The 14,638-nt window shown below is 39.6% G+C and carries 14 protein-coding genes; 5 read left to right on the top strand and 9 right to left on the bottom strand.

Annotated elements, in window-relative coordinates; translation table 11 throughout:
* Positions 1-16 precede the first annotated feature (16 nt).
* The 6 genes from sufU to PO903_RS12535 all read right to left on the bottom strand — a co-directional run bounded on the left by sufU (position 17) and on the right by PO903_RS12535 (position 5,184).
* On the bottom strand, positions 17-442 hold the full coding sequence (sufU, locus tag PO903_RS12560) for a Fe-S cluster assembly sulfur transfer protein SufU (protein WP_069326965.1): 426 nt from the start codon (positions 440-442) through the stop codon (positions 17-19).
* Positions 432-1,652, bottom strand: a complete 1,221-nt coding sequence (locus tag PO903_RS12555; protein WP_069326964.1) for a cysteine desulfurase — start codon at positions 1,650-1,652, stop codon at positions 432-434. The genes sufU and PO903_RS12555 overlap by 11 nt, the downstream gene beginning before the upstream one ends.
* Positions 1,649-2,950: a Fe-S cluster assembly protein SufD gene (gene sufD, locus PO903_RS12550; protein WP_273593580.1), complete on the bottom strand. Its 1,302-nt coding sequence runs from the start codon at positions 2,948-2,950 to the stop codon at positions 1,649-1,651. Before sufD ends, PO903_RS12555 begins: the two co-directional genes overlap by 4 nt.
* Positions 2,951-2,979: 29 nt before the next feature.
* The gene (sufC, locus tag PO903_RS12545) at positions 2,980-3,762 is read right to left on the bottom strand and encodes a Fe-S cluster assembly ATPase SufC (RefSeq protein ID WP_069326962.1); all 783 of its coding nucleotides are present in this window, start codon (positions 3,760-3,762) and stop codon (positions 2,980-2,982) included.
* Between the two features lie 253 nt (positions 3,763-4,015).
* Entirely contained in the window at positions 4,016-4,609 is a 594-nt protein-coding gene (locus PO903_RS12540) for a DUF1802 family protein (protein WP_273593579.1), read from the bottom strand.
* A gap of 110 nt (positions 4,610-4,719) precedes the next feature.
* The gene (locus tag PO903_RS12535; protein ID WP_069326960.1) at positions 4,720-5,184 is read right to left on the bottom strand and encodes a Dps family protein; all 465 of its coding nucleotides are present in this window, start codon (positions 5,182-5,184) and stop codon (positions 4,720-4,722) included.
* Positions 5,185-5,473: 289 nt separating this feature from the next.
* On the opposite strand from PO903_RS12535, the gene mtnA reads away from it, so the two are divergent.
* Positions 5,474-6,571 (top strand): S-methyl-5-thioribose-1-phosphate isomerase, encoded by a 1,098-nt coding sequence (gene mtnA / locus PO903_RS12530; protein ID WP_273593578.1) that lies wholly within the window; start codon positions 5,474-5,476, stop codon positions 6,569-6,571.
* Between the two features lie 318 nt (positions 6,572-6,889).
* A complete protein-coding gene (locus PO903_RS12525) occupies positions 6,890-7,432 on the top strand; it encodes a hypothetical protein (protein ID WP_069326958.1) in 543 nt (180 codons plus the stop codon).
* A gap of 112 nt (positions 7,433-7,544) precedes the next feature.
* Here the strand turns inward: PO903_RS12525 and PO903_RS12520 are convergent, their stop codons facing one another.
* Positions 7,545-7,928: a DUF423 domain-containing protein gene (locus PO903_RS12520; protein WP_069326957.1), complete on the bottom strand. Its 384-nt coding sequence runs from the start codon at positions 7,926-7,928 to the stop codon at positions 7,545-7,547.
* Positions 7,929-8,046: 118 nt separating this feature from the next.
* Here PO903_RS12520 and PO903_RS12515 point away from each other — a divergent pair, with 118 nt between their 5' ends.
* Both PO903_RS12515 and PO903_RS12510 read left to right on the top strand, forming a co-directional pair.
* Entirely contained in the window at positions 8,047-8,622 is a 576-nt protein-coding gene (locus PO903_RS12515) for a hypothetical protein (protein ID WP_069326956.1), read from the top strand.
* 190 nt (positions 8,623-8,812) lie between these two features.
* The gene (locus PO903_RS12510; RefSeq protein WP_273593577.1) at positions 8,813-9,670 is read left to right on the top strand and encodes a DegV family protein; all 858 of its coding nucleotides are present in this window, start codon (positions 8,813-8,815) and stop codon (positions 9,668-9,670) included.
* Positions 9,671-9,754: 84 nt separating this feature from the next.
* Here PO903_RS12510 and PO903_RS12505 read toward each other — a convergent pair whose 3' ends face one another.
* Positions 9,755-12,832, bottom strand: a complete 3,078-nt coding sequence (locus tag PO903_RS12505) for a PAS domain S-box protein (RefSeq protein ID WP_285097145.1) — start codon at positions 12,830-12,832, stop codon at positions 9,755-9,757.
* A gap of 55 nt (positions 12,833-12,887) precedes the next feature.
* Positions 12,888-13,742 (bottom strand): alpha/beta hydrolase, encoded by an 855-nt coding sequence (locus PO903_RS12500; protein ID WP_273593575.1) that lies wholly within the window; start codon positions 13,740-13,742, stop codon positions 12,888-12,890.
* A 97-nt stretch (positions 13,743-13,839) separates the two neighbouring features.
* Between PO903_RS12500 and PO903_RS12495 the strand changes: the two genes are divergently transcribed.
* On the top strand, positions 13,840-14,523 hold the full coding sequence (locus PO903_RS12495) for a 4'-phosphopantetheinyl transferase family protein (RefSeq protein ID WP_273593574.1): 684 nt from the start codon (positions 13,840-13,842) through the stop codon (positions 14,521-14,523).
* Positions 14,524-14,638 lie beyond the last annotated feature (115 nt).

The following is a 14,638-nucleotide window of genomic DNA, read 5'->3' as shown; positions in this document are numbered from 1 at the left end:
CTAATTTGTGAAGCATTTAGTTGTCTTCTGTAACAATTCCCTTGCGTAGGGCATTCCAGGCCAACGTAGCACACTTGATGCGAGCAGGGAATTTATTTACTCCAGATAGGGCTTCGATCTCTTCGTATTCTTCAAATTCCACATCTTCGCCCTTCATGAGAGCAGAGAAGCGGTCTGCAAGTTCAAGTGCTTCTTCATAAGTTCTGCCTTTTACAGCTTCTGTCATCATTGAAGCGGAAGCCATACTGATTGAACAACCGTCTCCTGAAAATTTGGCATCTTTCACTTTATTATCTTCCACCAAAAGTTGTAGAGATATTCGGTCACCACAGGTTGGGTTGTTCAGTTCAACCGTCATCGCTCCGTCTTCAAATGAACCGCGGTTACGTTGATTTTTGTAGTGATCCATAATCACACGGCGGTAGAGATCATCAAGTTTCATCGCCAAAATACTCCTTCGTCTGAACCAACGCATCGATCAAGCGATCTACGTCTTGTTCATTATTATACAGGTAAAAGCTTGCGCGTGCCGTCGAACTTGCTTCAAGCCATCTCATTAATGGCTGACAGCAATGATGTCCTGCACGAATCGCTACCCCGAACGTATCCAGTACAGTTGCTAGATCATGAGGATGAACACCATCCAGATTGAACGTCACAATACCGACTTTACGCTTAGCAGGTCCATAAATTTTTAAGCCTTCGATCTGAGACATACGTTCCATCGCATAATTCGCAAGATGCGCTTCATGCTTTTCGATTTCATCCATTCCAATTTCAGTTAGGAAATCAATCGCTGCTCCCAGTCCAACAGCCCCTGAGATAATCGGCGTACCGCCTTCAAATCTCCACGGAGCGTCTTTCCAGTCGGATTCGTATAATCCCACATCGTTAATCATCTCGCCACCGAACTCGATCGGTTCCATTTGAGCAAGCAATTGACGCTTACCGTATAGAGCTCCAAATCCAGTAGGTCCACACATTTTGTGACTGGAAAGTGCATAGAAATCACAATCCAGATCTTGTACGTCCACTTTCATATGCGGTGTACTTTGTGCGCCGTCTACCACCATAATCGCTCCATGACGGTGTGCGATCTCAGCAATTTGTTTCACTGGATTCACAACGCCAAGCACATTAGATACATAGACAACTGAGACAATTTTGGTATTGCTGTTAATTACTTTTTCCACATCTGCCAGATCAATATTGCCATCCGGTTGTAATGGAATATATTTAAGTGTTGCTCCTGTCGCCTTGGCTAATTGCTGCCATGGAATCAGATTACTGTGATGTTCCATCGGTGTAACCACGATTTCGTCACCCGGTTGTAACCGAGGACGACCGTAGGACGAAGCCACTAGATTCAGTGCTGTTGTTGTACCGCGCGTGAAAACAATTTCTTCACTACGTCCGGCATTGATAAAGCGAGCAATCTTTTCACGAGCACCTTCGTAAGCGTCAGTCGCCCGTGTTCCCAGTGTATGGACGCCGCGGTGTACATTGGAGTTATCATACTCATAATAATGATTGAGCGCATCCAGGACAACCTGTGGCTTCTGAGAGGTTGCTGCATTGTCTAGATAAACAAGCGGATGTCCGTTTACTTCCTGATGTAAAATCGGAAACTGCTCGCGGATAGCTTGGTTCACTGACCTAGCTTCCTTTCAACCAGTTCCTGCAAACGAGTCTGCAAACGTTCCAAAGGAATATCCGATACGACTGGAGCCAGGAAACCGTAGATAATCAGTCGCTCTGCTTCTGGACGAGTAATACCACGCGACATCAAGTAATGAACTTGCTCAGGGTTAACCTGACCTACAGATGCTGCGTGTCCTGCCATAACATCATCTTCATCAATCAATAAGATTGGATTCGCGTCGCCACGAGCTTTCGGACTTAACATCAATACTTTCTCTGTTTGCTCACCATTCGAACGAGTTGCACCATGTTCGATTTTGGTAATACCGTTAATAATCGCATTCGCAGATTCGCGCATCACTGCACGAGTGATCATTTGGCTTGTTGTATCTTTACCAAAATGAACCGCTTTGGTTGTATAGTTCAAGCGCTGAGAACCTGAACCTACAGCGATGATTTTCGCATCGGAAGTTGATCCATTTCCTTTAAGCACTGTTGCTGTATCTGTAACGGTATTGCCATCGTTCATTTCACCGATGATCCATTCAATCGAAGCATCATTTTCAGTGATTGCACGACGGTAACTCATATCTGTAGTGCTACCACCGAATTGGTGAACTGTTGCATAACGAACTTTAGCGCCCGCTTTTGCTACAATTTCAACCACTCCGTTATGCACACGAACATCGTCGCCTGATGAAATGTAGTTATCTACATAAGTTACAGAACTGTTCGTATCTGCTACTACTAGAATACGAGGTGCAAATGTAGCACCTGCATTTTCAGTCAAAAAGATCGCTTGAACAGGAATATTTACTTCTACGTTTTTAGGAACGTATAAGAATGCTCCACCATTCCACATCGCTGCATTTAGAGCTGTTAATTGATGCTCATCAGGTGCAACGACTGTTGTTAGATAGGGCTTCACCAACTCTTCGTGTTCACGAGCAGCTGTTTCCAAATCTGTAAAAATCACACCTTGAGCTTTCAATTCATCAGATAAACTGGAGAAAATAGCACCTGAATCTTTTTGCACAATCAGGTTATCGGATTCGTTACCTTCCACCAATGCACTGATCAATGGAGGTAATTCGTCTAATGTTGCTACTTTTACAGGTGTCTGATAAGTTCCGTAATCCGAAAGATCCCATTTGTCGATCTTGGTTTTTTCCGGTTTAGGAAGTTCCAATTTGGAAGCAAGTTCAAGTGCTTTCAAACGGTTCTCAGTCAACCATGCAGGTTCATTCTTTTGTTGAGATAATGATTTAAGAGCTTCCAGATTTAATGGAAGTATCGTTTGCAATGTCATGTTATTAGCTCCTCCTTCCGTGCAGTGTTTTACGCTTCTTGACCTACAGTTTCGTCTGTAATACCAAGTTCTTCTTTAACCCAATCGTAACCTTCTGCTTCAAGACGAGCAGCCAATTCAGGTCCACCGGATTTCACGATACGACCTTGCATCATTACGTGTACATAGTCAGGAGTAATATAATCAAGTAGACGTTGGTAGTGAGTAATGATTAAGAATCCACGATCTTCATTACGCATTTTGTTTACGCCGTTTGCTACGATTTTAAGAGCATCAATATCAAGACCAGAGTCAATTTCATCTAGAATAACTAATTTTGGCTCAAGCAATAACATTTGCAAGATTTCGTTACGTTTTTTCTCACCACCGGAGAAACCTTCGTTCAAGTAACGATGTGCGAATTCAGCATTCATGTCTAGCTCTTTCATGCTTCCTTCCATTTGACGGATAAATTTGATCAATGAAATTTCTTTACCTTCTTCACGACGTGCATTGATTGCACTACGCAAGAAGTCAGAGTTTGTTACCCCTGTAATTTCACTTGGATACTGCATAGCCAAGAATAGACCTGCACGAGCGCGCTCATCCACTTCCATTTCCAAAACGTCTTCGCCGTCTAAAGTTACAGTTCCTTCAGTTACTTCATATTTAGGATGTCCCATCAAAGCAGATGCTAGTGTACTTTTACCAGTACCGTTAGGTCCCATGATTGCGTGGATTTCTCCACCTTTCATTGAAAGGTTAATCCCTTTAAGGATTTCCTTATTGTCAATTGTTGCTTTCAAACCTTCAATGACGAAATTCGTTGCCATAATAGTTTTGACCTCCAGTGAAATAAGTAGTTTGGTTGTAGCTTATATATCTGTCAACAGAGAGTATAGTACACAAATCCCTGATGTACGAAAAACGAAAATACATTTAGATAAAGTCTAAGAATAAATCTCTCTTAGAACCATTCTAAACTGATTCTCAACGATTCTCAAGTTATTTTATAATAAATTTGAAGTAGTCGCAATGAAACCGATAATCTTATGCCATGCAAAAAAGACCTGACCGATCACTCAGTCAAGCCTTGTAGAATGTCCCGTCTTGTTGCAAAGCTTGCAAAATGACAGTTCTCATTCGCTCAAACTCCGCAGCGTCCAGCACCGGCGTCAATTCGCTCGTCACCAGACCACTTGGTATAGAAATCCATGATTTGCAGCCCAGGTACTGGTCCTGCACAGGGATCTCTATCGGTCGTTCAAGTATATATACCCGCACAATCAGTAAATGAAGCGGACTTTTTCTTTTCCAATGCAAACGTTCTTCGGCAAACGTATCTGTCCAGATATGCTGGTCCAGTAAAGCATCTAGCTGGTCTTGCTCGAATATCTCTAAATCATCTGTTACTTCCGCATACAGACGAATATCAGCTGATCTCGTATCAGGAGACCAGCCGTTAAGTGATTCGTCTACCAAATGATTGTATTCGGATTTGAGCAATTCGCGACGTTGGTGCTCGTAAGTTGGATACAAGTAAAAGGCATGATCTTTCAGCTCAAAGTGACGTGTCTCTTCGACAATGCCGCCTTTGCGCATCAATAAGATCTGGTGACCTTTTTCCAACGCCTCAATAACCGAAGCCCATTCTTTCAAAGCCAATACTGATTCCGCCATCAATCGTCGCCCTCACTTTCTGTAACGGTTTGTTATCACCTATTATATCGCAGATGTGAAGGACTTCAATGTAGCAGGGTAAAGCTTATGCAGTACATCTGAGATGGGGATTAGTTACCCAAGAATGAACGAAGCATCCACATGTGTTTTTCAAGATCTGCTTTGAACGCAATCAACATATCTGCTGTTGGTTGGTCATCCGCTTCATCAGCCAATTCGATTGTTTCTTGGAATTGCTCATTAACTGTAGCGAAGTCTTCGATCAATGTTTGTACCATTGTACGCGCATCTTCTGTTCCGTTCGCTTCTTGAATCGTTGCTAGTTCCAAATATTCTTTCAACGTTGCAGCAGGTGAACCTTTAAGAGTCAATAGACGCTCAGCGATTTCATCCATTTTCAATGTTACTTCGTTGTACAATTCTTCGAATTTGATATGCAATGTATAGAAGTTTTCACCTTTTACATACCAGTGGAAATTATGAATTTTTACATATAATACATTCAGGTTAGCAACCTGTAGATTTAGAAGTTCTTCAACTTTTTTAGTTTGACCTTTATTAGTTGTATTCGTCATGATTAGATCTCCCTCTTTCTTCTTTTCAAATTGGATGTTGGAGACTTTCAATCCTCAGCCTCGTCTGTTTACAAATTACCCTTGTATTTCATTTACGAAACAAATAGATATTGAAAAAAGACTGTGCAAATTCCTTCTTTTCCGATATCCTATATTTTAACGTTTACTATTTAAGTGTTGGTTATGAACAAGCGTAAGCTATTCAAATCATAGTAGAGATTACGATTATAAAATCTTCTATTATATGATTTTGGTTTGACGATATATAGGACAGGGAGTGTTTCTTTAGATGAATCCATCATTTTCAACATCGGATGAGAATCCAGTTAAAGCGCCATTTGAACCTTTGTTATCATTGCGTTGGGACGACGATAAATTGTTGATGCTTGATCAACGTTTATTACCAGATGAAATTGTAATGCTTGAATTATTTACGTCAGAGCAAGTATTTGAATCGATTCGTTCGATGAAAGTACGTGGAGCACCTGCTATTGGTATCTCTGCTGCCTACGGCGTTGTTCTAGGCTCCTGGGAATATGAAGGCGAAGATGCAGACCACTGGCTCAAACATGTGCTTAAAACAGCTGCTTATCTAGCTGAATCTCGTCCAACCGCTGTGAATTTGTTCTGGGCATTGGATCGTATGAATAAGAAAGCTCATCAATTGGCAGAACAAGCAGGTACAACTGCTGATCGTAATGCGGGTCTGTTGGCTGAAGCGATTGCAATTCATGTCGAAGATGAAGAAGTATGTCGTATGATCGGTGAACATGCACTGCCTTTATTTACAGATGGTATGGGTGTATTGACTCACTGTAATGCAGGCGGACTCGCAACAGCTAAGTATGGTACAGCACTGGCTCCTATGTACCTTGCTCATGAAAAAGGTATTCATCTTAAAGTCTATGCTGATGAGACACGTCCTGTGCTTCAAGGTGCTCGCTTAACAGCATTTGAATTGCAACAAGCCGGTATTGATGTTACGCTTCTCTGTGACAATATGGCTGGTATGGTAATGTCCAAAGGGTGGATTCAAGCTGTTATCGTAGGTGCAGACCGCGTAGCTGCTAATGGTGATGTAGCAAACAAGATTGGAACGTATAGTGTAGCGGTACTTGCCAAAGCACATAATATTCCTTTCTATGTGGCATGCCCGTTATCGACCATTGATCTATCCACTGCTAATGGAACTGAAATTCCGATTGAAGAACGTTCTGCGGAAGAAGTAACAGAAGGCTTTGGCAAACGTACCGCACCACAAAATATTAAAGTGTTTAACCCGGCATTTGATGTAACACCTAACGAATACGTAACTGCAATTATCACTGAAAAAGGTATTGTTTATCCTTCGTATGAAGAAGGTCTAAGAAATATATTTGAAGTGTAATCTATACTCATATTATGTTCGTATAATATGATATCTGCTTTGCATCACGTATGAATTTGTTGAGCTGACCGGGTCCGATAGGATACCGGTCTTTTTGCCCCTAAATGCAATATATTTTTGTAACATATTTCGACAGCCCATCCGATAAAAGTATATAGATAAGGCTTACATTTCGTGTTTATCTAATTTTGCTTATTGAGGCAATTGTAAACGATTTAAAAGCATATGTACTTGAAATGATTTATTTTAAAAACGGTAGGTTATAATGAATTGTGAAAATTTTTAACATTCTGATAGGATAAGTGAGATGGGAGAATCATGGATAAAAAGCCAACTAACGACGAAGCCGAATTTTTATTTAATGTTGACCTGATGATCTCTGGTCGAAACAACGCTGTTGCTCTTCAAAAACTGCTTGAAATTCTAAATAATCATGAAGAATTAGCAGATTTTAGAGTCGTTTCTGGCATCAAACTTGGACAAAAGATAGAGAAATCTTTGAAAGATACAAGTAAACAGCAAGTGCCTATAGATATATCAAGTATATCTGAAAGTAAAAAATCAATTACTGCACAAACTGCGTCACTGGTCAAAAAATTAGAAAAGCACAAACAAGAAGCTAAATCAGCAGCGATCTTACATGAAAAGATCGAAAATGATATGAACAGCTGGTTAGCCCTTTACATCAAAGATAATACATTGGTACGTCTAACGATCAACAATCGAGGGGATCGCTTTTCTATTCCGTGTCGTATCTTAAATTTTGATAATGAAAATCAAACGATTAGTGTATATCATGTAGATGAAAAACAAGTGTATACGTTCAAACTCAATGAGATTGATGATTTTCAACATACTTAAATCGTTATCTTATTGACGATCCGCTTCTTCTGACAATGAATATCAAAATAGCGTCTATCCCGGTCAATGAGATAGACGCTATTATTATGTTATATATGATAATGAGATTGGTTTAATTCCGTTTACCGTATTTGGCTCCAACAAGTGCTAACATGATCCAACCTGCTATAAAGCATACGCCACCAATAGGAGTAATTGCACCTAACACTTTGATTCCAGTTATACTTAATACATAGAGACTACCTGAGAAAATGATAACTCCAATAGTAAATAATCGACCTGCCCAACGCAACAGACTGGATTCACCAATCACTCCTGCGAGCACAGCGACAATCAAAATAGCCAGTGTATGTACAAAGTGATATTCCACACCTGTTTTGAACGTTTGTAACAGTTGAGGCCCGATAATAGGTTCTAATAGATGAGCACCGAAAGCGCCAATGCCGACTCCAATCATACCTAGAATAGAACCGATAATTAAATATGTGCGTTGCATGAATATGCCTCCTGCTAATTGTTTTATTTTTAATTATACCTTACTCCGATGCTTGCATTTGTGAGGAAATTATGAAAAAGTAACGGTACATACATATATTGTAAAGGAGATTAGATTCATGGACCCTTATGATCCCAAACGAAATTCATCTTTCCCTAATTTAAAAAAAGATACGGATGCACCTCAAGACAATGATTTTAGAGATCCTTTAGCAACATCAGAGCCTTATGATTATCGCTCTTCTACCTTTGTACCACCATCTAATGATAACTATTACAATCCTAATGATCCATACGCTCCTCTACCCGGGCAACGCTGGCCTCATTCTAAGTTAGGTGTCGCTTCTTTTATTATTGGAATATCTACGCTTATTGTTAATATTATTGTAGGTGTAATTGCTGTTATTATGATGGTAGCCGCTGTTGAAAATTCAGATATTTCTTTTAATCTGTTAGATGAACAGAGTATCGAAGCAGGGCTGGCTGCAATATTAGGTGGATTACTTGTCCTTGTGTTGATATGGGGATTATTAATCCTTGCTAATTGTACTGGTCTGGTCTTAGGGATTGTTGGTTGTTGTGTCAAGCAACGTCGTAAAGTGTTTGCAATTATCGGTATTGTTTTAAATGCTTTTCCAGCCGCTTTTATTTTATTCTTTTTTATTATCGGTATTTTCTCAGACAGCAGTTATTAATTACTCTCAATCGCTTATTTCTATTTTGTCATATGAATCTTATTTGTTGCAGGTTGCCTTTTCTATTCTTTCTTAGAGAAGAGGCAATCTGCTTTTTTGTGTACTGTAAATCGTGATATACTAATACAATCTATTCTTATCAGCATTTAGATATAGATAATTGGACTCGATGGAAAGACAGGAGATTATTATGACATCTATTCGTATTTTTGTAGATAGTACTTGCGATTTACCAAAGGCATGGTTAGAAGAAAATCAAATCGGTGTTGTGCCTTTATATGTGAATTTTAATCATGAAGTATACCGGGATGGTGTGGATATGACACCTGCCGAATTGTATGAAAAAGTAAAACAAACCGGACAAACACCCAAAACGTCTGCACCTTCACCTGCTGATTTTATTCATGCTTTTCAGCCTGTGATTGACAATGGGCATACGATTATTTATATCAGTCTTTCTTCCGCTCTTTCTTCCACGTATGCTAATGCACATCTAGCAGCCAATACATTTCCTGAAGGCGCAGTAACGATCGTAGATTCATTGAATTTATCCAGTTCGATTGGCTTGTTAGTGATGAAAGCGGTACAAGCGATCGATCAGCAACAATCGGTTGCAGAGATTGTGTTATTGCTTGAATCGATGCGCTCAAAGATCGAGACCGAGTTCGCTATTGATTCGTTAGAATTTTTATACAAAGGTGGACGCTGTTCAGGTATGCAGAATCTGATCGGTAGCCTGCTCAAAATTCGTCCAGTCATTCAGGTCACTACACACGGAACACTGGTTCCTGCTTACAAAATACGAGGTAAACGTGAAAAAGCTGTCGAACAACTGCTTAGAAATACACTTGCTCATCGACATGCGATTGATCAAGATATTATTTTTGTAGTTCATTCTTTTGCTGAAGCAGAAGCTCGTCACATGCAAGCTGTACTTCGAGAGCAGACTGATGCGCGTCAGGTAATGATTACAGAAGCAGGATGCGTTATATCCAGTCATTGTGGTCCACAGACAATTGCCATTATGTATGCCAAAAATAACCATTAATTTCTTCATACAACTACCTCATTTAAATACAAAAAACCTGTTAAGAGACATCTTTGATAACATGTCTCTTAACAGGTTTTTTTATTAAGCTAACTGTAATGGAATACTGAAATAAAACGTAGAACCTTGATGTTCCTGACTATTTACACCAATCGTTCCATTCATTAATTCAATAAGATTTTTGCAAATAAACAATCCTAGCCCTGTACCACCATAGCGACGATTCATCACCGGATGTACTTGGGAGAATGAATGAAATAGCTCACTTAGCTTATCTGCGGGTATGCCAATCCCTGTATCTGTAATCTGGAAATTCAGCATCATGCCTTGATCTTGAGACAAATACGAGACGCCTGCGCTAAGATGAATATTTCCTTTTTCCGTAAACTTAATCGCATTGCCTATAATATTGACCAGTACTTGCTTGATTCGAGGCATATCCCCTCTGGCTAACTTCGGAACTTCTTGTTCAATATGCTTATCAAATACCAAATACTTACTTTGCGCTGTCGGCAAGAACCATTGATAGACATCATCTATTAATTCACGAAGATCGAATAACTCTTCTTCCAGTTCGACATTTCCATTTTCCAAGCGATGCACATCCATAATATCATTAATAATCTGCATCAATTCATTGCCGCTTTGACGAATAATATGAATATAACTGGCTTGTTCTTCATTCAGATCAAGATCAAGCATCAATTCCGCCATACCAACAATTCCATTCATCGGTGTACGAATCTCATGACTCATCATCGAGATAAATTGAGACTTCGCGTAAGCAGCCCGCTCTGCGGATTCTTTGGCTTCTATAATCGCTTTCTCATTGGTTCGATCACTGAATACAACCACAACACCGACAATCTTTTCCCGATCTCGTAATGCATTGGTCTGATAAGAAGCGAAAAAGCTAGATCCATCACGGCGAAAGAATACATCTTCGGTTACACGTCTTGAAATGCTATCTTGCATCGTTAGCTCTACTGGATGATGGGTAGCCGCATAAGGCTCTCCATCTGATCGTGTATGCATTAACAAGTCACGCACAGGTGATCCTATAAATTCTTCTTTGGTCACGCCTAGCATCGAAGAAGCTGCCGCATTTAAAAAGATACCATTGCCGTCTGCATCTACTCCATAAATGCCTTCAGATACCGAACTCAATATCAAATTGTATTCATCACTGATTTTTTTAATCTGCTCTACATATTTTTTGCTTTCTGTAATATCTGTCGCAATTCCGAATACACCGGTGATTTCTCCGCTGACGATAATCGGCACATTGGTAATATTCACTTCAATTTGATGACCGGTATGATGCACCAGCACCGTTTCGTAGTTTTGTGGCATGCCCATTTTGGCTCTATTAAAACGATTCAAAGCTTCTTCACGCAGATCAGGATGGATCAGCTCAGCAAAGTATGTGTTTTTCAATCGTGTTCGATCATAACCACTTTGAATTTCAGCAACAGGATTGAGATTAAATAATCGACCTTGTAGATCAAATGAATATACACCTGATGGATTATACTCCACAAGTGACTTGTAACGCTGTTCGCTCTCGTGTAATCGCTGTTCTGCTAATTTACGATCTGTGACATCTCTGGAGACTGCAATCACTGTACCGGCAATTCCTTCGATCTGACTAGGTGTATACGTCGCTGTACTTTCTAACCAGACATAATGACCTGCTTTATGTTGAAAACGATAATGTACTGTCTTTGACTTACTATGCTCAGGCATCTCAGTAATCCATGTAATATAATCTCGGACAGCTTGATAATCTTCAGGGTGATAAAAAGAGAATGCACTTTTACCGATCAATTCTTCTCCTTCATACCCAATAAGCTTTTTCACAGAAGCTGACGTATATATAAAACTAAGTTCTTCATCTGCGGTATGAGAAGAAATCAGATCTAATGTATTGTTAGAAAGCATCCGGTATTGACGTTCACTTTCACGAATTAAGTCTTCCATCAGACGACTTTCTGTTATATCTTGAATCGTACCTACAATCTGGCGCGTACCGTCATTGTCATCTGCCACCAGTGTGCCTTGAATATGCACAGTTTTGATCTGATGATGTTGATCAACTAGACGACATTCAATATTCACATGTTCCTGAGCAACCGATTGCCGAAAAGCATACCGTACTTTATCCCGATCTTCATGATGAACCATCGTCAAAAAATGACGATACAATAACTTAGCTGAAGGTGATTCTATGCCAAGAATTTCGAGAAACTTATCCGAGCACACTAATTCTTGCGTATCTAAATTCCAATCCCAACATCCAAATCCAGCAATACTTTGTGCCAGAGCTAGACGTTCTTCACTTTTGCGAAGTTGCTCTTCTGATTCTTTCCGAGCAGTAATATCTCGCCCTATTCCCATATATTGAACCGTTACTCCATTCTCATCTTTGATCGCTTTAACCGTTAATTCAATCCACTTGTACGTTTTGTTTTTGCATACACAGCGAATTTGAACCGCTTTGCGTGATTGAAATGGAGGTTCTAATTGCAAAATATCTTCGGCATAAATCAAATCAGTAGACAACGTCTGCATTAATTCAGAAGGCAGAAATCCTAGAATTTTTTCAACAGAAGGTGAAATATAGGTAATCATTCCGTCTGCATCGGAACAAGTGATCAGATCATCGGCATTTTCAGAAATCAGTCTATACATACGTTCAGCTTCTACAAGTTTTTGTTCAACATCATTGCGTGCTGTAATATCTTTGGCGATACCATAAATGCCTACAATTTCTTCGTCAATAACGATGGGTGTATATGTAACATCTAGGTCAATCAAATGTCCTTGTCGATGATAAATGTGAGTCTGAAATTGTACAGATTTACCTTGTAACACCTCTGCCAGATAAGGAGAACGCATTTCTATGCGCTCTGCTCCAAAAATTTTACTTCTATCGACATGTTCTAATGTATCTATAGTATAACCAGAAATCTTTTCGACACCTGGATTGGTATAAATGTAATTCCCCTTTTTGTCCATAACATATATCGCATCAGGGTGATATTCAAAAAGAGATCGGTACGACCCACTTTCAGATATCAGGTTTTGAAGAATTTCATGTTCATGATTGTCCAATGGTCTATCCCTCTCAATCTTTCGTATGCCCTTAATGTAAAAGCACATTATGAACTGTTTAGACTCTTGATAAGCAGCCTACTCTACTATTAACCTATATTGGTCATGATCCTTTCAAATGTCGCGCAAAAAATTCACTAACAATTTCTAAAACATCATTTCGGGTCATAAATGTGGTCGACGAATGACCTACACCTTCTAAAATATACAATGTAACTTCCGCCGATATTTCTGCTAAAGCATCATACAAAAACTGGCTCTGACGCGCAGGTACCACCTGATCTTGATCGCCATGCATAATTAAAAAAGGTGGCACATGAGCAGGAATATGAGAAGCAAGATGATGAATAGGATTCGATTGATCGGCTGTGTCTATTTTATGTCGTAACGGCCCGCCCATCAGTAAAGAAATCACCGGTAATTCATATTCACTTTGAAAATCAGCCTGAATATCAATCGGTCCTGCAAAATCAACTACCGCTTTGACACTACTAGAATGTCCTTGCCATTGTCCTTGTTGATCCCATTCTGCTTGCTCTCCAGTCACACCAACTAATGCAGATAAATGTGCACCTGCGGAGTGTCCCCAGATTCCGATATGTTCAGGATCAATATGATAATCCAGTGCATGAGCACGTAAAAAGCGAATCGCTGTTTTGATATCTTCTAACTGTGCAGGAAAAGGTGCTTTGTTCACAGTGCGGTATTCCACACAAGCAATCACATACCCTTGACGAGCTAATTTGGACAGTGCCGGGATATGTTTGTAAGGATCAATATCGACCCATGCTCCGCCGACGACCCAGACTATTAACGGTAATGGCAAATCAGAAACAGGACGCAAAATATTCATTTTTAACGATTGACCATTGGCAAAGCGAGCAAATTGAACATCTGGAATTAATTGCACAAAGTACCCATCCTCGGTTTGATGCGCTAAATGTTTGATTTCTGACATTATATTTCCTCCTCGAAAATGGTATTGTATAATTTAGACAATAAAGTCATTTCTTTTATAACTATAAATCGATATAGGAAAGTGGGGAGACTAGAGATTGATTACAGTAACAGCAATACATTTGCCGGATTTATTATCGTTAGAAGATATGGAGGTGTTACGTCGTAACGTATCACCTGCACGAAAAGAAGCTTCTTTGAAATTTGTTCGACAGCAAGATGCTCAACGTGGCTTAATAGGAGAACTGCTTGTTTTGCATCGATTACGTACTCACTATCAGTTGCAAGATCACCAGATTCAATTTGAGCAAAATAAATACGGGAAACCGTACCTACACAATCAACCTGATATTCATTTTAATGTATCCCATGCAGGTGAATGGATCGTATGTGCTGATGGGAATGTTCCAGTCGGTATTGATATCGAACAAATACGTCCTATCGACTTTGGGATCGCTCAACGCTTTTATACAGAACCAGAATATCAATTATTAATGAATGCACCGGAAAGTGAACAGCTAACCACCTTTTATGCATTATGGACGTTAAAAGAAAGTTATATCAAATTTGTAGGCAAAGGGCTTTCTTTGCCCTTAGACTCATTCTCTGTTCTACAAAATGATAACCACGAATATCAAGTAATTTCAGCCAAACCTATCGATATGGCAAGCTTTTTCCGTCATCTGCCGATCGATTCAAAGTATCAATTAGCAGTCTGTGCAGGAGAACCGTTGAGTCTTCTTCCACTTATTATGCTGGATTGGACCGAACTGATTCCGTGATTTTATACATATGGAAACATTTAGTTAAAATTTAAAGTTATTTTTATGCAATTTGTATAACTATGTATTATACACTCTATAATCATAACATCTAACTCCTACGATTTAAAAGAAT

Origin of the sequence: Paenibacillus sp. PK4536 (genome assembly GCF_028594455.2) — a bacterium.
Classification (GTDB): Bacteria; Bacillota; Bacilli; order Paenibacillales; family Paenibacillaceae; genus Saccharibacillus; species Saccharibacillus nuruki.
This window is presented reverse-complemented; position numbering and strand designations above follow the sequence as displayed.

What these genes read in the sequence shown, in the direction of transcription:
- sufU (WP_069326965.1), bottom strand. Translation starts at nt 442, where the DNA reads ATGAAACTTGATGATCTCTACCGCCGTGTGATTATGGATCACTACAAA.
- sufD (WP_273593580.1), bottom strand. Translation starts at nt 2,950, where the DNA reads ATGACATTGCAAACGATACTTCCATTAAATCTGGAAGCTCTTAAATCA.
- sufC (WP_069326962.1), bottom strand. Translation starts at nt 3,762, where the DNA reads ATGGCAACGAATTTCGTCATTGAAGGTTTGAAAGCAACAATTGACAAT.
- PO903_RS12540 (WP_273593579.1), bottom strand. Translation starts at nt 4,609, where the DNA reads ATGGCGGAATCAGTATTGGCTTTGAAAGAATGGGCTTCGGTTATTGAG.
- PO903_RS12535 (WP_069326960.1), bottom strand. Translation starts at nt 5,184, where the DNA reads ATGACGAATACAACTAATAAAGGTCAAACTAAAAAAGTTGAAGAACTT.
- mtnA (WP_273593578.1), top strand. Translation starts at nt 5,474, where the DNA reads ATGAATCCATCATTTTCAACATCGGATGAGAATCCAGTTAAAGCGCCA.
- PO903_RS12525 (WP_069326958.1), top strand. Translation starts at nt 6,890, where the DNA reads ATGGATAAAAAGCCAACTAACGACGAAGCCGAATTTTTATTTAATGTT.
- PO903_RS12520 (WP_069326957.1), bottom strand. Translation starts at nt 7,928, where the DNA reads ATGCAACGCACATATTTAATTATCGGTTCTATTCTAGGTATGATTGGA.
- PO903_RS12515 (WP_069326956.1), top strand. Translation starts at nt 8,047, where the DNA reads ATGGACCCTTATGATCCCAAACGAAATTCATCTTTCCCTAATTTAAAA.
- PO903_RS12510 (WP_273593577.1), top strand. Translation starts at nt 8,813, where the DNA reads ATGACATCTATTCGTATTTTTGTAGATAGTACTTGCGATTTACCAAAG.
- PO903_RS12505 (WP_285097145.1), bottom strand. Translation starts at nt 12,832, where the DNA reads ATGTGCTTTTACATTAAGGGCATACGAAAGATTGAGAGGGATAGACCA.
- PO903_RS12500 (WP_273593575.1), bottom strand. Translation starts at nt 13,742, where the DNA reads ATGTCAGAAATCAAACATTTAGCGCATCAAACCGAGGATGGGTACTTT.